General features: G+C 73.1%; 19 protein-coding genes. 7 read left to right on the top strand and 12 right to left on the bottom strand.

Annotation, left to right across the window (positions count from 1 at the left end; genetic code table 11):
* The first annotated feature begins 65 nt into the window (after positions 1-65).
* From map to ACQPZP_RS15050, 3 genes are all read left to right on the top strand, one after another.
* Positions 66-917 (top strand): type I methionyl aminopeptidase, encoded by an 852-nt coding sequence (gene map, locus ACQPZP_RS15060; RefSeq protein WP_433478232.1) that lies wholly within the window; start codon positions 66-68, stop codon positions 915-917.
* 103 nt (positions 918-1,020) lie between these two features.
* Positions 1,021-1,665 carry a ComEA family DNA-binding protein gene (locus tag ACQPZP_RS15055; RefSeq protein ID WP_433478231.1) on the top strand — a complete coding sequence of 215 codons (645 nt, stop codon included), beginning with the start codon at positions 1,021-1,023 and terminating at the stop codon, positions 1,663-1,665.
* A gap of 19 nt (positions 1,666-1,684) precedes the next feature.
* The gene (locus ACQPZP_RS15050) at positions 1,685-2,734 is read left to right on the top strand and encodes a DNA polymerase ligase N-terminal domain-containing protein (protein ID WP_433478230.1); all 1,050 of its coding nucleotides are present in this window, start codon (positions 1,685-1,687) and stop codon (positions 2,732-2,734) included.
* Between the two features lies 1 nt (position 2,735).
* On the opposite strand, the gene ACQPZP_RS15045 is transcribed toward ACQPZP_RS15050, so the two are convergent.
* Positions 2,736-3,359, bottom strand: coding sequence for an NAD(P)-dependent oxidoreductase (locus ACQPZP_RS15045; RefSeq protein ID WP_433478229.1), 624 nt, complete (start codon positions 3,357-3,359; stop codon positions 2,736-2,738).
* A gap of 85 nt (positions 3,360-3,444) precedes the next feature.
* Between ACQPZP_RS15045 and ACQPZP_RS15040 the strand changes: the two genes are divergently transcribed.
* Together ACQPZP_RS15040 and ACQPZP_RS15035 are read left to right on the top strand one after the other, a co-directional pair.
* Positions 3,445-3,795: a winged helix-turn-helix transcriptional regulator gene (locus tag ACQPZP_RS15040; RefSeq protein ID WP_433478228.1), complete on the top strand. Its 351-nt coding sequence runs from the start codon at positions 3,445-3,447 to the stop codon at positions 3,793-3,795.
* 166 nt (positions 3,796-3,961) lie between these two features.
* The gene (locus tag ACQPZP_RS15035; RefSeq protein ID WP_433478227.1) at positions 3,962-4,678 is read left to right on the top strand and encodes a metal-dependent hydrolase; all 717 of its coding nucleotides are present in this window, start codon (positions 3,962-3,964) and stop codon (positions 4,676-4,678) included.
* Here ACQPZP_RS15035 and ACQPZP_RS15030 read toward each other — a convergent pair whose 3' ends face one another.
* Genes ACQPZP_RS15030 through ACQPZP_RS15020 form a run of 3 tightly spaced genes read right to left on the bottom strand, consistent with a single transcriptional unit; the run spans position 4,679 to position 7,325 of the window.
* Complete coding sequence (locus ACQPZP_RS15030) at positions 4,679-5,200, bottom strand: hypothetical protein (RefSeq protein ID WP_433478226.1); 522 nt, start codon at positions 5,198-5,200, stop codon at positions 4,679-4,681. It abuts the gene before it with no gap.
* On the bottom strand, positions 5,197-6,651 hold the full coding sequence (locus ACQPZP_RS15025; RefSeq protein WP_433478225.1) for an ATP-binding protein: 1,455 nt from the start codon (positions 6,649-6,651) through the stop codon (positions 5,197-5,199). The genes ACQPZP_RS15030 and ACQPZP_RS15025 overlap by 4 nt, the downstream gene beginning before the upstream one ends.
* Positions 6,651-7,325 (bottom strand): response regulator, encoded by a 675-nt coding sequence (locus ACQPZP_RS15020; protein WP_433468367.1) that lies wholly within the window; start codon positions 7,323-7,325, stop codon positions 6,651-6,653. Before ACQPZP_RS15020 ends, ACQPZP_RS15025 begins: the two co-directional genes overlap by 1 nt.
* A gap of 101 nt (positions 7,326-7,426) precedes the next feature.
* Here ACQPZP_RS15020 and ACQPZP_RS15015 point away from each other — a divergent pair, with 101 nt between their 5' ends.
* Positions 7,427-9,154, top strand: a complete 1,728-nt coding sequence (locus ACQPZP_RS15015; protein ID WP_433478224.1) for a hypothetical protein — start codon at positions 7,427-7,429, stop codon at positions 9,152-9,154.
* Positions 9,155-9,158: 4 nt separating this feature from the next.
* Here ACQPZP_RS15015 and ACQPZP_RS15010 read toward each other — a convergent pair whose 3' ends face one another.
* From ACQPZP_RS15010 to ACQPZP_RS14975, 8 genes are all read right to left on the bottom strand, one after another.
* The gene (locus ACQPZP_RS15010) at positions 9,159-10,094 is read right to left on the bottom strand and encodes a TIGR03621 family F420-dependent LLM class oxidoreductase (protein ID WP_433478223.1); all 936 of its coding nucleotides are present in this window, start codon (positions 10,092-10,094) and stop codon (positions 9,159-9,161) included.
* A gap of 17 nt (positions 10,095-10,111) precedes the next feature.
* Positions 10,112-10,768, bottom strand: coding sequence for a response regulator (locus tag ACQPZP_RS15005; RefSeq protein WP_433478222.1), 657 nt, complete (start codon positions 10,766-10,768; stop codon positions 10,112-10,114).
* On the bottom strand, positions 10,765-11,997 hold the full coding sequence (locus ACQPZP_RS15000) for a sensor histidine kinase (protein ID WP_433478221.1): 1,233 nt from the start codon (positions 11,995-11,997) through the stop codon (positions 10,765-10,767). The genes ACQPZP_RS15005 and ACQPZP_RS15000 overlap by 4 nt, the downstream gene beginning before the upstream one ends.
* Positions 11,998-12,052: 55 nt before the next feature.
* Positions 12,053-14,095 (bottom strand): cytochrome c oxidase assembly protein, encoded by a 2,043-nt coding sequence (locus ACQPZP_RS14995; RefSeq protein WP_433478220.1) that lies wholly within the window; start codon positions 14,093-14,095, stop codon positions 12,053-12,055.
* Positions 14,088-14,711: a copper resistance CopC family protein gene (locus ACQPZP_RS14990; protein WP_433478219.1), complete on the bottom strand. Its 624-nt coding sequence runs from the start codon at positions 14,709-14,711 to the stop codon at positions 14,088-14,090. The genes ACQPZP_RS14995 and ACQPZP_RS14990 overlap by 8 nt, the downstream gene beginning before the upstream one ends.
* An 80-nt stretch (positions 14,712-14,791) precedes the next feature.
* On the bottom strand, positions 14,792-15,901 hold the full coding sequence (locus tag ACQPZP_RS14985) for a DUF5685 family protein (RefSeq protein WP_433478218.1): 1,110 nt from the start codon (positions 15,899-15,901) through the stop codon (positions 14,792-14,794).
* A gap of 69 nt (positions 15,902-15,970) precedes the next feature.
* Positions 15,971-17,269 carry a tetratricopeptide repeat protein gene (locus ACQPZP_RS14980; RefSeq protein ID WP_433478217.1) on the bottom strand — a complete coding sequence of 433 codons (1,299 nt, stop codon included), beginning with the start codon at positions 17,267-17,269 and terminating at the stop codon, positions 15,971-15,973.
* Between the two features lie 14 nt (positions 17,270-17,283).
* Positions 17,284-17,610, bottom strand: coding sequence for a PucR family transcriptional regulator (locus ACQPZP_RS14975; RefSeq protein WP_433478216.1), 327 nt, complete (start codon positions 17,608-17,610; stop codon positions 17,284-17,286).
* A 193-nt stretch (positions 17,611-17,803) separates the two neighbouring features.
* Between ACQPZP_RS14975 and ACQPZP_RS14970 the strand changes: the two genes are divergently transcribed.
* A complete protein-coding gene (locus ACQPZP_RS14970) occupies positions 17,804-19,249 on the top strand; it encodes an NCS2 family permease (protein ID WP_433478215.1) in 1,446 nt (481 codons plus the stop codon).
* Positions 19,250-19,334 lie beyond the last annotated feature (85 nt).

Raw genomic sequence — 19,334 nt, 5'->3', positions numbered from 1 at the left:
GCTCCTCTCGATCTCGCGTCGCGCGGGATTCGTTGCCGCGATCGCGCTGACTACACTCCATCACTATGACGACCCAGTTGCTCCGGCCCGGAAACGTTTCCCCGATGCGCAAGGTCCCGTCGAGCATCCCGCGGCCGGAGTACGTGGGGAAGAAGCGGCCGAAGACGGGTGAGCCGGACGTCAAGACGCCCGAGATCATCGAGCGGATGCGGGTCGCCGGCAAGATCGCCGCGCAGGCGCTGGAGGAGGTCGGCAAGCACGTCCGGCCGGGCGTCACGACCGACGAGCTGGACGTCGTCGGGCACGAGTTCATGCTCGACCACGGCGCCTACCCGTCCACGCTGGGCTACCGCGGGTTCCCCAAGTCGCTGTGCACCTCGATCAACGAGGTGATCTGCCACGGCATCCCGGACGACACGGTCGTGCGCGACGGCGACATCATCAACATCGACATCACGGCCTACATCGACGGGGTGCACGGCGACACCGACGCGACGTTCCTGTGCGGGGACGTCGACGAGGTGTCCCGGCTGCTGGTGGAGCGCACGCACGAGGCGGCCATGCGCGGCATCCGCGCGGTCAAGCCGGGACGGGCGCTGAACGTGATCGGGCGGGTCATCGAGTCCTACGCAAAGCGGTTCGGGTACGGGGTCGTCCGCGACTTCACCGGGCACGGGATCGGCACGACGTTCCACTCCGGGCTGGTCGTCCCGCACTACGACGACCCGTCGGCCACGACGATCATCGAGCCGGGCATGACGTTCACGGTCGAGCCGATGCTGACCCTCGGCACCCACGACTACGACATCTGGGACGACGGCTGGACGGTCGTCACCAAGGACCGCAAGCGGACGGCGCAGTTCGAGCACACGCTCCTGGTGACCGAGGACGGCCACGAAATCCTCACCCTGCCGTGACCCCCCTCTTGATCTAGAGTCCGATTCGCCCCACATCCGGCCGGGAGACTCTCCAGAGATGAACGCCCCAGCGCCGTACGAGCCTAGGGTTCCGTCCGACAGCATGCCGCCGGGGCGGGCGGCGCTGAGCGTGACGTGGGCGGCGCTGCCGTTCCTGTCCCTCGGCTATGCCACGCCGTTCACGTTCGCGGCGGCGCTGCTGTGGCGGCGGAGCCTGCATCTGCTGGTGTCGACGGCCGCGTACGCGGGCGTGTTCGCGCTGGTGCTGTACCTGCTCCCGGACATCGGCGACAAGCAGGGCACCGAGCGGGCCGTCGGCGTGCTGCTGTTCGTCCTGGCGGTGGTGGGCTGCGGGCACGCGTTCCTGATCCGGCGGCGGGTGTTCGACCCGCACGGGCTGTCGGCGGTCGACAACGAGGCGGTGGTGGAGCGGGTCAAGCGCAGCCGGCTGCTGCGGGACAAGGCGCGGGAGCTGGCCGCGGCCGACCCGGGCCTCGCCAAGGAGCTGCGCATCGGGCGTCCGGACCTGCCGCGCCAGTACAACGACGGCGGGCTGATCGACGTCAACCACGCTCCCGCGGAGGTGCTGACGCTGCTGCCCGGGATCACCCCGGAGCTGGCGGACAGGATCGAGCGGGTGCGGGCGGAGGCGGGCGGGTTCATGTCGGCCGAGGAGCTGTCCGCGGTCGCGGGGCTGCCGCCGGCCCTCACCGGCGATGTGGCCGACTACGCCGTCTTCATCCGCTGATCGCGGGTATGCACCGGGCGTGACCCCGAAGAAGCCGAAGAAGGACGCCGGGAGGAACGCGCGGCCCCGGGGGCGCGAGCGCGGCGACCGGCTCGCCGAGTACCGGGGCAGACGGGACGCGGGACGGACGCCGGAGCCCGTCCCGGAGGAGGAGGCGGTGCCGCGCGGCGACGACGACACCTTCGTCGTCCAGGAGCACCACGCGACCAGCCTGCACTGGGACCTGCGGCTCGAACGCGACGGCGTGCTCGTCTCGTGGGCCGTGCCGAAGGGCCTGCCGTGGAGCCCGGAGACCAACCACCTCGCCGTGCACACCGAGGACCATCCGCTGGAGTACGCCACGTTCGAGGGTGAGATCCCGCGCGGCGAGTACGGCGCCGGCACGATGACCATCTGGGATCGCGGGACGTACGAGACGGAGAAGTGGTCCGAGCGCGAGGTGAAGGTCGTCATCCACGGTTCGCGCGTGTCCGGCCGGTACGTGCTCTTCAAGACGCGCGGCAAGAACTGGATGATCCACCGGATGGACCCGCCGGCGGACCCGGACGCCGAGCCGCTCCCGGAGTCGCTGCGCCCGATGCGCCCGGTGGAGAAGGCCCGCCTCCCCCGCGACCAGGACGCGTGGGGCTTCGAGTTCGCGTGGGTCGGCCGGCGGCTGGCCGCCTACGTCGAGGGCGGCCGGACGCGGTTCACCGACGGCCGGGGCCGCGCCGTCGACGGCCCCGGCGGGCTGGGCTCCCGGCTCGGCGCCGAACTGGGCTCCCGCCCCGCGCTGCTCGACGGGGAGCTGGCCGTCCTGGACGGCCGCGAGACCTACATGATCTACGACCTGCCGCACCTGGACGGGCGTCCGCTGCTGGACGTCCCCTACGAGGACCGGCGGAGACGGCTCGACGACCTCGGCCTGTCGGGCGATCTGTGGCAGACGGCCCCCTGGTTCCCCGGCGACGGCGGCGCCGTCCGGGACGCGGCGCGCGACCAGGGGCTGCCCGGCATCGTCGCCAAGCGCCTGGACTCCCGCTACGAACCGGGCGAGGAGTCCGGCGCCTGGCGCTTCATCCCATCCTGACCTAGTACGCGACCGTGATCCGGCGCTGGACGGCGTTGCTCTTCTCCAGCTCGTCGACCAGGGCGACGGCGTAGTCCTCGGCGCTGATACGGCTGTTGCCCTCGGCGTCGCTGAGCAGCTGGTCCCCGCCCAGCCGGAACGTGCCGGTGCGCTCGCCCGGCTCGATGATCGCGGCGGGTGAGATGAAGGTCCAGTCCAGATCGCCGGCCTCGGCCCGGATGAGGCCGAGCTGCGCGGCCGCTGCGAGCGCCTCGTTCTTGTAGAGGTCGGGGAACTCGGGGGTGTCGACGAGCCGGACCCCGCGCGCGACCTCCAGGCTTCCGGCGCCGCCGACCACGACCAGGCGGCGGACGCCGGCCCGCCGCAGGGCGTCGAGCACGCCGCGGGTGGTGGCCAGCAGCGGCCCCTCGGTCTCCGAACCGTCCCTGGGCGGCGGGACGGTCAGCACGACGGCGTCGTGCCCCTCGGCCAGCCCGGCGATCGCGGCGGCGTCGCCCGCCTCGGCCTTGACCGTCCCCTCGTTCCCGCTGCGGGTGACGCCGGTGACCTCGTGGCCGCGGTCGCCCGCCTCGCCGGCGATCCGCCGGCCGACCATGCCGGTCGCGCCGATCAGCAGAATCCTCATGATGACCTCCTCGAACGTCGTCGCAAACGAAGGTATCCATCGGATACTGGTTACTTCAACGTGACATTGGTACCCTACGGAAACCATGAAGGGCAACGCGTTCGACCCCAACTGCCCGACCCGGCTGATCCTCGACCGGATCGGCGACAAGTGGTCGGTCCTCGTCGTGCTCGGCCTGAGCGACGGCCCCCGCCGGTTCACCGAGCTGCGCGACCTGATCGGCGGCGTCACGCCGAAGGTCCTCACCCAGACGCTCCGGACCATGGAACGCGACGGCCTCCTCACCCGGACGGTCTTCGCCGAGGTGCCGCCGCGCGTCGAGTACACCCTCACACCGCTCGGCCACTCGCTCCAGAAGCCCATCGGGGCCATCACCGAATGGGCGGAGGAGAACGTCGAGGCGGTCGTCTCCGCCCGGGAGCGCAACGCCGTCTGACCGCGGATCCGGTGGAACCGGCGCAGCCCGTCCGGCATCAAAGGAACACGCATCAAAGGGACGCGGTGCCCCGTACGGCGCGTCGTCACTGCTAACGATCAGGAGCGGGTTAGAGTCCCGCCCTGAGACGGGCGGCGATACGCGCTGAAAGGCGGGGGAACGGCACATGATGGGCAAGACGCATGCCCTGAGCGGTGCGCTGGCGTGGCTGGCCGCCGTCCCGGTGATCGCCCAGGAGCGGCTGCTCGGCGACCACGCTGTCTCGCTGTCGCCGGAGCAGATCGCGGCGGGCGCCGTGGTCTGCGCGGGCGCGGCGATCCTGCCCGACATCGACCACCACAACGGCCGCATCGCCAACACTTTCGGGCCGATCACGCACCACATGTGCAAGTGGATCGGGAAGCTCTCGGGCGGGCACCGGCACGCGACGCACTCGATCCTGTTCGCGGTCGGCATCGGCTGGGCGATGGACGCCCTCGCCACCCACTACGTCTACGCCTGGTGGGCCTGCCTCTTCATGATCGTCGGACTGGGGCTGCGCGGCGTCGGCCTCGACTTCGAGGGCAAGGAGCCGCAGTCGGCGCTGGCGGACTGCGCGCTCGCCCTCATCGCCGTCTGGCTCATGCACAACCTCGACATGAGCTTCGTCGGGTTCGCGGTGACGCTGGGCTGCCTGGCGCACGTCGCCGGCGACTGCCTGACCCCGAAGGGATGCCCGGTGTTCTGGCCGCTGCCGTGGCGCGTCGACGTCCCCGTCGTCCCGAGGACGGACGGGAAGGTGGAGCGCTGGGTGGTGATGCCCGTGCTGTCCGTCGGCATCGCGATCCTCGCCGTCCGGTCGGTGCTCGGCGACGTCACCACCCAGTGGCTGACACGGCGCTGATCAGCTGATCAGGTCGGAGAACCGGTCGCAGGTCACGATCTCCCATCCGTTCTTGTCCGGGTCCGGGGCGCCCCACAGGTTGACCCGGTCGATGCCGGGAATGGCCTGCGCGGTGCACGCTATCTGGGCCATGGCCAACCGCGACCAGGTCTTCGTCCACTTCTCGGAATCGGCCGGCCGGACGACCAGCTGGGACCGCTGGCGTTCCGGTTTCGACGCGTCGACGACCGAGTACGCCTCAAGCGGACCGTGGACCTCGGTGCGCAGCCCCAAGGCGCGCTCCGAGGTCGTCGGCGGCACGGCCAGCTGCTCGGCGGCCAGGAACGGGTGACCGGGCAGTCCGGGCCGGACCACCGGCACCAGCCGGGAATCCTTCACCAGGTAGACGGTGATGGTGGCGGCCCGCCCGTTGGCGATCGGGCGGGTGCCCGCGCTCAGGATCCCCGTGGGGCGCACACCGCACCCGGACACGGCGGCCAGCGCCACGGCCGCCGCCCACACCCGCGGACTCCGCCATCTCATGCCTGCTCCTCGTCCGGATCGCGCCGGGCGGGCAGCCAGAGGGTGAACACCGCTCCCCCGTCCGGGCCGTTGGCCGCCTCCAGCCTGCCGCCGTGCAGGACCGCGTTCTCCTTCGCGATCGACAGGCCGAGCCCGCTGCCCTCGCTGCGGGACCGGGCCGCCTCCGCCTTGACGAACCGGTCGAAGGCCACGGCGAGCAGATCGTCCGGCAGTCCCGGGCCGCCGTCCGCGACGACGATCTCCACTCCCACGGCGCCCGCCCGCTCCGCCGCCCCGAAGCGCAGCGAGACCGGCGCGGCGCCGTGCTTGAGCGCGTTGCCGGCCAGGTTCGCCACGATGACGTCGAGACGGCGCGGGTCCACCCGGGCGAACAGGTCCGCGGTCCCCTCGACCGCCACGTCGTCCGTCCAGCCGCGCGCGGCGAGGGTGCCCGCGACCGCGTCCGCCACGTTCACGTCGTCCAGGACGAGCGCGGCGGCGCCCGCGTCGAACTTGCTGATCTCGATCAGATGCTCGACCAGCAGGCCGAGCCGCCGGGTCTCGCCCGCGACGAGCTCGGCCGGGCCGCCGTCGGGCAGGCCCGCTGCCTCCTCCGCCAGCAGGCCGGTCATCGCGATCATCGAGGTCAGCGGGGTGCGCAGCTCGTGCGAGACGTCCGCGACGAACCGGCGGGACGCCGCCTCCATCGCGCGGAGCTCGGTCACCGTCCGCTCCATCGCCTCGGCGGTGCGGTTGAAGGTTGAGGCCAGGTCGGCGAGCTCGTCCCGTCCCCGCACCTCCACACGGGTCTCCAGCTCGCCTTCGCCGAGGGCTCGGGCGGCGGCGCCGAGCCGTCGCACCGGACGCAGCACCCCGCGGGTGGCGAGCAGGGCGAGCAGGAGCGCGGCCATCAGCGCCAGCGCGTCCGCGACCGCCAGCACGCGGGTGAAGGAGCGCAGGTCGGCGGCCTCGCGGGTGAGGCTCGCGGTGACGAACACCATCGGCGGCGTCAGGCGCTCCGGCTCTTCCGCCGTCGTCGTGTAGCCGGTGACCCACGCGCCGACGAGCAGGTAGGGCCGGCCTTTCCGGACGACCCGCTGGAACACCATGCCCTTCATCGCCCGGCGGGCGAACTCCCTGGTGACGGGGACGTCGAGAAACTCCGAGGGCGGTACGGGAACGGACCCGTCCAGCGTCACGCGCACCGCGACCGCCTTGCGCCCGGGGCCGCTGAGGTCTTCTTCGAGTTCGGCGCCGATGCTGGCGCTCATGTCCGGGGGAAGCTTCGGCGGAACGTGCTGGGCGAGGGTGCTGCGCACCTGGGTCAGCACCGCGTCCTGCGCGCGCTGCAGCATCACCCGGCGCAGCAGCACGTAGGAGATGCCGGACGCGAGCACGGACGCCAGCAGCGCGACCGCGGTGAAGGCCGCGGCGAGCCGCACCCGCAGCCCGGTGAACCGGAGACGCCGCATCACGGCGCCGTGAACCGGTAGCCGAAGCCCCGGACGGTCTCGATCAGCCGCGGCTCGGCCGGCTCGTCCTCGATCTTGGCGCGGACGCGCTGCACGCAGGCGTCCACGAGCCGGGAGTCGCCCGGATAGGTGTGCTCCCACACCTCGGCCAGCAGGTGCTGGCGGGTGAGGGCCTGGCCGGGACGGCGGGTCAGCTCCAGCAGGAGCCGCAGCTCGGTCGGGGTCAGGCGCAGGTCGGTGCCCGCCTTGGTGACCTTCAGCGAGGTCCGGTCGATGACGAGGTCTCCGTGGACGGACCGGTCGACGCGGGTGTGGTCGGCGCGGCGCAGGACGGCGCGGATCCGGGCGTCCAGGACGCGGGGCTCGACCGGCTTCACCACGTAGTCGTCGGCCCCCGCCTCCAGCCCGAGGACGATGTCGAGGTCGTCGCCGCGCGCGGTCAGCAGGATCACCGGGAGCGAGTCCTCCCGGCGGATGCGCCGGCACACCTCGATCCCGTCGATGCCGGGGAGCATCACGTCCAGGATCGCGATCTCCGGGCGCCGCGCCCGCAGCGCCTCCAGCCCGTCCTCGCCGGTGGCCCGGGAGGTCACGCCGTGTCCCTGGCGGGTCAGCGCGAGCTCCAGGGCCGCCCGGGCGGACGGATCATCCTCGATGAACAGAATGCTCGCCACTCAGACATTATTGGACGTCCATGGTCGCCCGGCGCGCCGTGTCACAAGATCCGGACATCACCGCCACAAGATCATGACAGCCCGCCGGAACCGTGGGGCGCATGACGCTCGCGACCGTTCCGCCCCGCCAGGACGTCCCGCCCGCTCCCCCGCGTCCCGCCCGCCGTTCTCCCCGCACCCTGCCGTGGCTGCTCGCGGCCGGGGTCCTCGCGCAGGCGGTGGTGCGGCTCTGGTTCGCCTGGGCCCGGACGGCACCGGCCGCGAACCCGGACGAGACCGGCTACCTGGTCGCCGCCCGCCTGCTGGCCGGCGGGCCGGGCGCCGACCTCTCGGGGAACACCTTCTACCAGGGCGGGTACCCGCTTCTGCTGACTCCGGCGTACTGGGCGTCGCACGACCCGGCGACGGTCTACACGATCGTCATGGTGATCAACGCGGCGCTGGGCGCGGCGCTGTTCCCGCTCGGATACGCGGTCGCGCGGCGGTTCGGGCTCGCCCGCCGGCCCGCGCTGCCGCTCGCCTTCGCCGCGGCGCTGCTGCCCGCCACGACGTTCTTCGGCGCCTTCGCGCTCGCGGACGCGGTCCTGCCGACGCTCGTCCTGGCCTGGCTGCTGGTGCTGGACCGTTTCGCCCGGAACGGCCGGGCCGTGGACGCCGTTCTCGCGAGCCTGGTCGCGTCCTCCATGGCCGCCGTGCACACCCGCGGGACGGTCCTCCTCGTCGTCCACGCCGCGGTCCTGACGGTCATGGCGCTGCGCGGACGGCTTCGCGCGGCGCTGGCCGGGGGCGGTGCCGCGCTCGCCGGATACGCGGCGGGCGCGGCGCTGAACGCGCACATTCGCGGTGAGCTGTATCCCGGCGGCACACGGAATCTCGGCGGCATCCTGGAGTCCCGCCTGACGACGCTTCCCGGACAGGAATGGGCGCTCTCGGGAGCCGCCGGGCAGATCTGGTACCTGATCGTCTCCACCTGGGGCCTGGCCGGGGCCGGGCTCGTGATCGTCGCGGTGACGCTCGTGCGGCGGCGGACGCCGGCGGCCGACCGGATCATGGCGGGCGCGCTTGCCGCCGCGACCTGCGGCATCGCCTACGCCTCGTCGGCCGCGCTGCCGGACGAGCACCGGGTCGGCAACTTCGCGTACGGCCGGTACCTGACCTGCCTCGCGCTCGTCTACGCGCTGGCCGGGGCGGCGGCGCTCCTGCGGGCGGAGGGCCGGACGGCGACCCGGACGGCGGCCGCGTCCGTGCTGCTTTCGGCGGGCACCGGGGTCTGGGTCAGCGCCTACGCGGGCGAACGGCTCCACACCCACACGTTCATCGGCTTCGACTTCCCCGAGGTCATGTTCCTCACCGACGACCGGAGCGCATTGCACCTGCACGAGGCCACGCTCGCCGCGTCCGCCCTGTTCTGCGGACTGCTCTTGCTGTCCCGGCTCAACAGGACGGCCGCGACCGCCATCGCGATGGCCGGGATCAACCTGGCGGCGCTGACGTTCGCGATGGGACCGCCGTCACGACGCGTCCGCCCGGAACCGCCGCTCCCCGGTCCGGCGGCCGGGAAGGTCGTGGCGGACGTGTCACTCGGCTGGGAGGTCAAGACCGCACTCATGTACCCGGTGTGGTGGACGCGCATCGGCTCCATCGACGTCCGCGACGGGCGGCCGCCCGCGCCCGGCGTGTGCACGGTCGTGGTGCCCCGCCCGGAGGGGACGGCCCCGGAGGCGACATGGCCCGCGCGTCCGGCGGGCTGGCGGCCGCACGCGGGACGCTTCTGGTCGATCGGCTGGGTGAGCTGGCACGACCCGTCCTGCACGGCGTCCGCTCAGTAGCGCGTCAGACGCGTTCGATCACCGGGCCGAAGACGTCCATGAACGGCGAGTGGACCGTGATGTAGGAGAACCCGAACCGCTCGCGCCGCTCCCGGATCTGCGCGGCGATCTGCGCCTCGGTCCCGAGCAGGACGAACGGGGTGTCGAGGATCTCCTCCACGGTCATGTCCGGCATGCGCTCCGCGTGGATCCGCTCGGCCTCCGCGCGCCGGTCGGGCGTCACCTGCACATGCTGGACGAGGACGTTCCATTCGATGCCGTCCGCCCTGTCCCCGGCCTGCTCGCGGGCGAACCGCACCCGCTCCTCCGCCTCCGCGGCCGTGCCCAGCCGGAACGTCCCGGGCGGCTCCCCCTTGACCTGGTACGCCCCCGCGATCCCGACGATGTCGGCGTACCGGGCGGCCGTCCGCAGGACGGTGTCGCCCGTGCCGCCGACGAGCAGCGGCGGCCCCGACCCGCCGAACCCGGTGCGCTGGACGGGCGCCAGCTCGGCGAGCCCGAAGAAGTCGGCGACCGGCCTGTGCTGCTCGTAGCCGCCCCCGCCGAGGACCCGGCCGATCTCCTCGATCAGCCCGGCCATCCGTTCCGCGCGTGCGCCGAACGGCTCCCAGGGGATGCCGGCGGCGTCGAACTCCCACTTCATGTGCCCGGCGCCGATGCCGAGCTCCAGCCGCCCGCCGCTCAGCCGGTCGGCGGTGGCGATCTCGCGGGCGAGCAGGTGCGAGTTCCAGAACCCGGCGTTCAGCACGAGCGTGCCGACCCGGAGCCGCTCGGTCGCGTCCGCGGCGGCGACCACGGTCGGGAACGGCGCCGGAGCGCCGAGGTGGTCGGGCACCAGCGCGGTGTCGTAGCCGTACCGCTCGCCGCGGCGGCAGCGCTCGGCGAAGTCGCCGGGGGACGCGATGTCGAAGAAGTTGAACCCGAACCGGAAGTCCCTCATGCGATCACCCTGTCACGTCACCCTGGGGTGATGAAGGCCGTCTCGTAGGCGAAGATCACCGCCTGGGTGCGGTCGCGGGCCTGGAGCTTGGCGAGGATGTTCCCGACGTGCGTCTTCACCGTCTGGGGGCTCACGAACAGCTCCTGGGCGATCTCGGCGTTCGAGTGGCCCTTGGCCATCAGCCGCAGCACGTCGCCCTCCCGCTCGGTCAGCCGCCCGTGCCAGCGCGCGCCGCCGCCCTCGCCGCCGGACGTGCCGTGCAGCGCGGCCAGCTCCCGGATCGCCGCCGGGAACAGCAGGCTGTCGCCGTGCGCGACCATCCGGATCGCCTGCAGGATCTCCTCCGGCCGCGTCCGCTTGAGCAGGAAGCCGTTCGCGCCCGCCTTCAGCGCGTCGTAGACGTACTCGTCGTTCTCGAACGTCGTGACGACGATGATCCGCGGCGGCTGCGGCTCGGTGTCCAGGATGCGGCGGGTCGCCTGGATGCCGTCGAGCCGCGGCATCCGCACGTCCATGAGGATCACGTCCGGGCGCAGCCGCCGCACCTCGCCCGGCACCTCCGACCCGTCGGACGCCTCGCCGACGACGGTCAGGTCGTCCTCGGCGTCGATGATGGCCGCGAGCCCCGCCCGGATCAGCCGCTCGTCGTCGACCAGCAGAACCTTGATCGTCATGTTCCGGACCTTAGCGGCAGCGAGACCCGGAACCGCCAGCGGTCCCCGTCGGCCCCGGCGGTCATCTCGCCGCGCAGCACGGTCACGCGCTCGCGGACGCCGCCGAGACCGCGGCCGCCGCCGTGGTCGGCGCCGTCCCCGCGGTGCTCGCCGAGCGGGTTGCTCATCTCGACCTCCAGGCGTTCGCCGTCCGTGCCGAGCCGGAGCCGCACCGGCACCTTCCCGGCGTGCCGCAACGCGTTCGTCAGGCCCTCCTGGACGATCCGGTACGCCTCCCGCGACACCGCCGCCGGCACGTGCTCCACCCCGGGGTCCACCTCCGCGTCCAGGGTCACCCCGGCGATGCGCGTCTGCTCCAGCAGCCGGCCGAGGTCCTTCAGCGTCGCCTGCGGCGCCGGACGGGACGGGTCGTCGCGCAGCAGCCCGAGCACATGGTCGAGGTCCTCCAGCGCGGAGCGGGCCGACTCCTCGATCGCGCCGAGGGCCTCGCGGGCGAACCCGGGGTCGCTGTCGAGAACCCGCCCGGCCGCGCCGGCCTGCAGCGTCACCACGCTCAGCGCGTGCCCGACCGAGTCGTGCAGCTCCCGCGCCAGCCGGTTGCGCTCGGCGAGCCGGACCGCCTCGGACTCGACGGCGGCGAGCCGCTCGGCGGCGGTCGGCCCGAGGAACCACGGCGCCAGCCGGGACAGCAGCGCGCCGGCCGCGACGATCAGCGCGAGCAGCACCGCCAGCGACGCCACCCCGACCGGCGGGGCGGGCCACTGGTGCCAGGCGTCCTCCCAGCCCCAGGCCTCCAGGAACCGGGTGTCCCAGCTCACCCCCGGCGCCAGGATCATCACGACGGCGAACGGCGGCACCGCCAGGCTGAGCCCGCTGACCACCACCCCGACGCCGAGATGCAGGGTGAACCAGGCGGCGGCCCGGATCCGGCTCTCCCACGAGGCCGCCGACCCGGGCACGAGCGCCGCGGCCGGGCCGTTCAGGAGTTCCTTGGCGAGCGAGCTCTCCAGCAGCCGCACCGTCGGCACGAGCCCGGTGACGAACGTCGCCGCCGCCGGCACGACGGTCAGCATCACCACGGCCTTGGCCGCGCCGTCGCGGAACGGCAGCAGCGGCATCATGCTGATCGCGAGGAACCAGTACGGCATCAGCAGCGCGCCGCCCACGACCAGGTGGGACCAGCGCCGCCAGGTCGTCCGCTCGATCAGCGGCCGGAGCACACGGAGCACACATCGATCCTGGCAGACGGAGCGGCACGGCCACTCCCCCGCGAGAGGGAGAAGCTCAGGCGTTGCCCCTGCTCGTCTGCTCCCCTGCGGCCCGGTCGCGCTCGGCGAGCTTGGCGAGGCGGGCGTTGTAGGCGGCGAGCTCGTCGTCCTCGGCGCGCCCGCCGGGCTTGGCGGCCCGGTCGGCCTTGCGGTCCATGCGCCGCGCCTGCCGCTGATCGTCCAGGTACCACTGGACCGCCAGGACGAGCAGCACGATGAACGTCGGCACCTCGCCGAAGCCCCACGCGATCGCGCCCCCGGTGTGCTGGTCGTGCAGGATCGTGGTGCCCCACGGCGGGTCGACGGAGGTGTACCAGCCGCGGGCGAGCGCCTGGCTCATGTTCATCAGGGCGATGCCGAAGAACGCGTGGAACGGCATCGTGACGAACAGCAGCAGGAGCCGCCCGGGGTAGGGCAGCTTCCGCGGGGCCGGGTCGACGCCGAGCAGCACCCAGAAGAACAGCGACCCCGAGGCCAGGAAGTGCACCGTCATCGCGATGTGCCCGAGATGGTTGCGCATCGCGGCCTCGAACAGCGGCGTGAAGTACAGCACGAACGTGCTCGCCACGAAGATGATCGTCGCGACCGCCGGATGCGCGATGACCGCGAGGGGCCTGCTGTGCAGCACGGCGGTCAGCCATTCGCGCGGGCCGCGGTCGCCGCGGATCCGGGCGGGCTTCATTGCCCGCAGCGCCAGCGTCACCGGCGCGCCGACGACCAGGAAGATCGGCGTCAGCATGTTCAGCACCATGTGCTGGGCCATGTGCACGCTGAACAGGATCGGCGCGTACCTGGCGACGCCGGTCTGGGTGACGGCCACGATCGTCACGAGCCCGAGGAGCCAGGACACGGTGCGGGCCAGGGGCCAGGAGTCGCCGCGCCGCCGCAGCCGGACGACGGCGGCGAGGTAGGCGCCGCCGAGGACGACGACGAGCGCGGCGAAGAACAGGTCGAACTGCCACAGCGTCAGCAGCCGCGCCGGGGTGACCTCCGGGGGCATGTCGTAGCCGAGCAGCGCCTTGACCGCGGACTCGGGCTCGGCCGGCGCGGGCGGCGCGGTGCGGGCGAGCGCGACGGCGAGGCCCGTCGCGGCGGCCATCACGGCCGCCTCGGCGGACGCGAACCGGGCGAACGCCCGCGGCCTGCCGGCGTCCAGCGCGGGCAGCGTCCGGTTCCGGTGCCAGTGGCCGAAGAAGCCGAGCACGCCGAAAGCGACGATCTTGCCGAGCGCCAGCCGCCCGTAGTTCGTCTCGACCAGTTCCATCGGGTCGGGCAGCCGCGCGATCACGTTCACCAGGCCGCTGACGCCGACGGTGATGTAGCACCACACGGCCATGCGGCTGAACCGGCCCGCCATGAGCGGCAGCCGGTCGCGGCGCAGCAGCGCGTGCACGCCGACGATGGCGAGCCCGCCGACCCACGGGGCGACCGCGGCCACGTGCAGGGCGACCCCGGTCGTCGCGACGGAGTGGTTGGCGGCCGAGGCCGAGTGCCCGGTAAGCGGCGCGGGCAGCAGCGCGATCCCGCCCATGGCGAGCAGCCCGAACGCGGCGGTCGGCGTCGTGGTGGTGCGCGCCAGCAGCGCCACGACCACGGCGAGCAGCACCACGATCATGAGGGCGGTGCCCTGCGGCAGCGAGCCGACATAGCTGCTCAGCTCGCTGCCGGTGAGGACGTCCCCGACCGGCTGCCCGAGGACGTCCGCGACGGTGAACACGAGGGTGGCCGCCGCGGCGGCGGCCCAGCCGGCGGCGATCCAGGACGCCGCGTTCAGATAGCCGACGGCGTCCTTCGACAGCCGCGCGGCGCCGCGCCCGCCCTCGACGGGCAGGAACGCGGCGGCGGCGAGCAGGGCGCCGACGGTCAGCGCGGACAGCACGTCCATCGCGGTCCGGGAGACGGGCAGCCCCCACCGGGTGAGGGCGCCCGCGTCGCCGAGGCCGGGGATGACCTTCTCGGTGACCGAGCCGCCGAGGACGAGCCCGGCCACGAGAACCGCGGCGGAGGCCGCCAGGGCGACCGCCCCGGCCCGCCAGACGCCCAGGCTGCCTTTACTCACTTCCGGTTGCCGCCTGGTGCTTGCGCTTGGCGCCGTACACGATGCCGACGCCGATGCCGACTCCGACGAGCAGGCCGACGACGATCAGCACCCACAGCACGGCCCCGGAACCGGACTCCTCCGTCGCGGCGGCCTTTTCCTGGTCGGCCTTGGGCTGCTGCTCGCCGCCGGCGGCGGCGGACTGGGACGGCGCGGCGCCGGTCCCGCCGCCCACCACGGTGAACGTCAGGTCGTTATTCTCGATGGGGTGCCCGTCCCCGCCGACGACCCGGTAGGCCACCGTGTAGGACCCGGCGGGCAGCGGTCCCGACAGCTTCTGCGTGACCGTCGTCCCCGCGTGCTCGGCCGCCCCCGACTGGAACTCCTTCTTCGCGCCGTCGGTGACGACGACCTTCGCAAGGCTGATCTTGTCGCTGAAGACCAGCTTGACCTCGGTGACCGAGGCCGCCTCCTTGCCCTTGCCGGGCGTGCTGCTGACGAGCTGCGTGTGGGCCAGGGCGGGCGAGGCGGTGACGGCGCCGAACGCGAGCGCGAGGGCGGCGACGAGACCGAGACGGCGCACGGGCCGGCGGGGCTTGAGGATGTTCATGGACGGCCGGGCTCTCCAGTGGGTCAAGGGCTTCGTCTACCCTACTGAGCCCGCCGCCATGGCCCGTCCCGGGTCGGACGGAGGGGTGTACCGGGGGGCGCCGCCTGTCAGTCGCACCCGCAGTCACAGTCGCAGCAGTCGCAGTCGCAGCAGTTGCAGCAGTCACAGCAGCCGCCGTCACAGCCGTCGCACCCGTCACAGCCGTCGCAGTGCCGCGTGCACCAGCAGCGGTCGTCGCACGACTCGCCGTGGTACTTGCTCCACTCGGGCTGGAAGAGCCCGCAGGTCCCGCAGACGAGCGTCCCGGTGAAGCACGGGATCGGCAGGCCCGGACGCGGCGGCCGCGGCCCGTGCCTCGACAGCTCGGGCGCGGTGAAGGTGCGGTCGACCGAGCGGCGCACCTCGCGGTCCAGCAGCGCCCGGACGAGGCGCGGCCTCTCCAGTTCCACGTCGGCGAGGGCGAGCCGCAGGCCGTGCAGCGCGTCGTCGGCGTGCCGGCGGGCCTCGGCGGGCGTGGTGCCGGTGGCGAGCAGCGGGTTGTAGGCGCCCGCGGCCTCGTCCTCCGCGAGGTCCTCGACGGCGTCGAGCAGGTGCGCGAGGCGCCCGAAGAACCGGCCCGCCTCGGCGAGCGCCTCGGCGTTCGCCTCCCTGCCCGCGACGACGGCGGTGTGCGCGAACACGGCCGCGACGGCCGTCTCCGTGGGCTCGGTCAGGTCGAGGAGGCCGAGGCCGGGCGCCGCCTCCAGGGCGGGCTGCCGGGCGACGGCGTCGCGCAGCACCGACGGGTCGAAGCCGACGGCGGCGCCGGTCCGGACGCCCGCGGCGTCCCACCGGTCGGCCATCCGCCCCGCCGCGGCGGCGACGAGGCGCCGCGCGTACGGCCCGTCGCCGTCCGCCACGTGGTCGCGGGTCTTCCCGGCGGCGAGCAGCAGGGACGCGGCGGCGGCGAGCCGGGCGCCCTGCGCCTTCGCCGTGACGACCTCGGCGGTCTTCATCCCGCGCAGCGCGCAGGGACCGGCCTTGCGGCGCGGCGACGGCTCCGGCGCCTGCGCCTCCACCAGCACCGACACGAGCAGCCCGTCGTAGTTCGTGACGAGCCGCGCGGCCTGGCCGTGCTCCGCCCGCAGCGTCAGGCACAGCCCGCACAGGTGGGCCATCCAGTCCTTGAACAGAGAACCGCACAGAACATGCCGGCATGGCCGGACGATACCGAGCACCTACAAGTCCCCCATCTCAGGCGACCGCAGCATTTACTCATGGACGCGGCGGCGCCCTGAACGGTTCGGCTAGACCCCGACGCAGGTCAGCGCGCGGCGGTAGGCGGCCATGCGGGGCTCCTCGGCGGCACCGGTCCCGGCCAGCACCTCGGCGAGGTCGAACCACGCCTGCGCGGCCTCCCGGGAGGACTCCATCTCCTCCAGGCAGGTCGCGGCGCGGGTCAGCACCTCGACGGCCCGGTCCCGGCGTCCGAGCCGCACCGCCGCCTCGCCGAGCACGGTCAGCGCCCCGGCGGTGGCGCGGCGCGGGGCGTCCCCGAGCAGCTCCAGGGCCTCTTCGGCGAGCGCCACCGCCTCGGCGGGACGGCCGAGCGCGGTCTCCGCGCGGGCCAGCTCCGTCAGGCACCAGGCGACGTCGATCTCCCCGGACGAGCTGGCGCTGATCTCGCCTCGCACCCGGGTGAGCAGCTCGCGGGCGCGGGCGGCCTGGTCGGGCCGGGCGCGCAGCAGCAGCCCGGCGTAGATGACGCGGAGCCGGCCGAGGTTGCGGGGGTCCTCGCCGTCCCCGGCGAGCATGAGCGCGCGCTCGGCGAGCGCGACGCCGTCCTCGTACTCGCCGCGGATCTCCGCGACGTAGGCGGCCTCCCAGTAGGCGATCATGCGGGCGCGGGGGCTGCCGATCCGCTCGGCCCGCTCGACCAGCTGGCCGGCGAGCTGGCGGGCCCGGACGAGGTCGCCGCGCTCGATGAACGCCGACAGCAGCGCCGCGCCGAGGTGCACGGCGGCGTCGGTGGAGTCGGCGCCGGTCGCGATGAGGTGCCGCAGCGCGCTCTCGGCCGCCTCCACCCCGGCGCTCAGGTCGCCGCGCTCGCGCAGGCAGCGGCTCAGCGCGACGTGGACCTTCGCCCAGTGGTCGAGGTCGGCCTCGGCGGACGCCTCCTCGGTCAGCGCGGTCAGCCCGGCGATGGCCTCCTCCAGCTCACCGGCGGCCTCCAGCGCGAGGGCGTGGCCCCAGCGGGCCTGGTGCAGCATCTCCGGCAGCGCCACCGCGTCGGCGCTGGCCAGCACCTCGGCGAACCGGGCCCGCGCCTCGGCCGCCGCGCCGTTGCTCAGCGCGATCTCGGCGTAGTCGAGCGTGACCCGCAGCTCGTCCACGACGTCCTCGCTGACGCCGCTGACGAGGTAGGTCGCCGAGCAGTTCAGTTTCGCAGCGAGAAGCTCGACCACGCTCGGGGCCGGCACCCGCTTGTCGCTCTCGATCAGCGAGATGTAGCTGTCGGACAGCTCGGGGAAGGCGAGCTGCGCCTGGCTCACGCCCTGCCGGATCCGCAGGGCGCGGATGCGCTGCCCCAGTGTCTCCCGATCCATCGTGTGACCACCGCCTACAGTCTGCTACGGGTGCTCGCCGGCCGCGTCGCGCGAAGGGCGAGGAAGAAGTCGACTCGATCCTCAAGTGTGCCGAGATCCCGGCCGGTCAGGTCCTCGATTCGCCGGATTCGGTACCGAAGCGTGTTCACATGGACGTGCAGCCGCGTCGCGCTGCGGCTCCAGGACCCCGAACAGGACAGGAACACCTCCAGCGTGTGCACGAGCTCGGCCTGCCTGCTGCTGTCGTACTCCTCCAGCGGCCCGAGCATCCGGGCGCGGAACGACGAGCGCGTCCGCTCCGGTACCGAGGCCAGCAGGCGCACGTAGGAGTCCAGGGTCACGTCACCACTCCGGCCGGGGCTCGCATTCGCACCAGGGCAGGCTATAGCGGACGCATCGCCCCCGTCACGCTGCGAAGAGCGGGAATCACGTCGCGACACCTCCCGCGGGTCAGCCGGTCCCTCGACGGCCGGCCGGGACGGCTAACCTGTGCTCGCCCAGCCCGAGATCACGCTGCGGAAGCGGAGCGCCCTCATGCCCAAGACCAGTACCGCGAAGACCGACGACCCGCCGCCGGCCGGCGGGCGCGGGCCGCTGGAGCGGCTGTTCGACCTCACCGGCCGCGGCACGACCGTGCCGCGCGAGCTGCGCGGCGGCGTCACCACGTTCTTCGCGATGGCCTACATCATCCTGCTGAACCCGATCATCCTCGGCGGGGCGAAGGACGTCACCGGAGCGACGCTGTCGATCCCGCAGCTGACCACGATGACGGCGCTGTCCGCCGCGGTCACCACGGTGATCATGGGATTCGTCGGCAACGCGCCGCTCGCGCTCGCCGCCGGGCTCGGCATCAACGCCGTGGTGGCGTTCCAGGCCGCGCCGGTGATGACCTGGCCGCAGGCGATGGGCCTCGTCGTGATCGAGGGCGCGGTGATCGTGCTGCTCGCGCTCACCGGGATCCGCGAGCGGATCATGAACTCGATCCCGCTGGCGCTCAAGCACGCGATCGCGGTCGGCATCGGCGCGTTCATCGCACTGGTCGGCTTCTACGACGCGGGATTCGTCACCTCCAGCGCGACGAGCCCGCCGCTGACCCTCGGCACCGGCGGCCACCTGCGGACGTGGCCGGCGCTGGTGTTCGCGCTCACCCTGCTGCTGATGATCGTCCTGTACGTGCGGCGGGTGCCCGGCGCGATCCTGATCAGCATCATCGCCGGGACGATCGGGGCGGTCGCCGTCCAGGAGAACGTGTCCGTCAAGGAGGGCGGCTGGGGCGTGGTCACCCCGAACATGCCCGACAAGCTGTTCGCCGTGCCCGACTTCGGGCTGTTCGGAGAGATCGACCTCTTCGGCGGGTTCGGCCGGGCGGGCGTCATCACCGCGCTGGTCGTGCTGTTCACGCTGGTGCTGTCGGGCTTCTTCGACGCGATGGGCACGATCCTCGGCATCAGCGACGAGGCCGGCCTGGTGAGCGAGAAGGGCGAGGTGCCGCGGCTCGGCCGGATCCTGTCGGTGGACGGCCTGTCCGCCGCGTTCGGCGGCATCACGAGCTCGTCCGCCAACACGGTGTTCGTCGAGTCGGCGGCCGGCGTCGGCGAGGGCGCCCGCACGGGCCTGGCCAACATCGCGACCGGCGCGCTGTTCACGGTGACGCTGTTCCTCACCCCGCTCGCCGCGACCGTCCCGGCGCAGGCCGCGGCGCCCGCGCTGGTCGTCGTCGGCGCGCTGATGATGACGCAGGTCGCCAAGGTGACCTGGGACGACACGGACATCGCGATCCCGGCGTTCCTCACGATCGTGCTGATGCCCTTCACCTACTCGATCACCATCGGGATCGGCGGCGGGATGGTGACCTACGCGCTCATCAAGCTCGCCCGGGGGAAGGTCCGCGAGGTGTCGGTCTGGCTGTGGCCGGTGGTGGCGCTGTTCCTGGTCTTCTTCGCGATCGACCCGATCGAACAGTGGCTGAACGTGCGGTGACCGGCGCGCGACACGATTCTCCGGCCCATTCGGAAGTCTCGGGTGCTCTGGCGGGTGTCAAATAGTGCCGACATGGCGTAAGCAG

This window comes from Spirillospora sp. CA-142024, assembly GCF_050942325.1.
Taxonomy (GTDB): domain Bacteria; phylum Actinomycetota; class Actinomycetes; order Streptosporangiales; family Streptosporangiaceae; genus Spirillospora.
The sequence above is the reverse complement of the archived record's forward strand: the minus strand, read 5'-3'. Positions and strand labels throughout refer to the sequence as shown.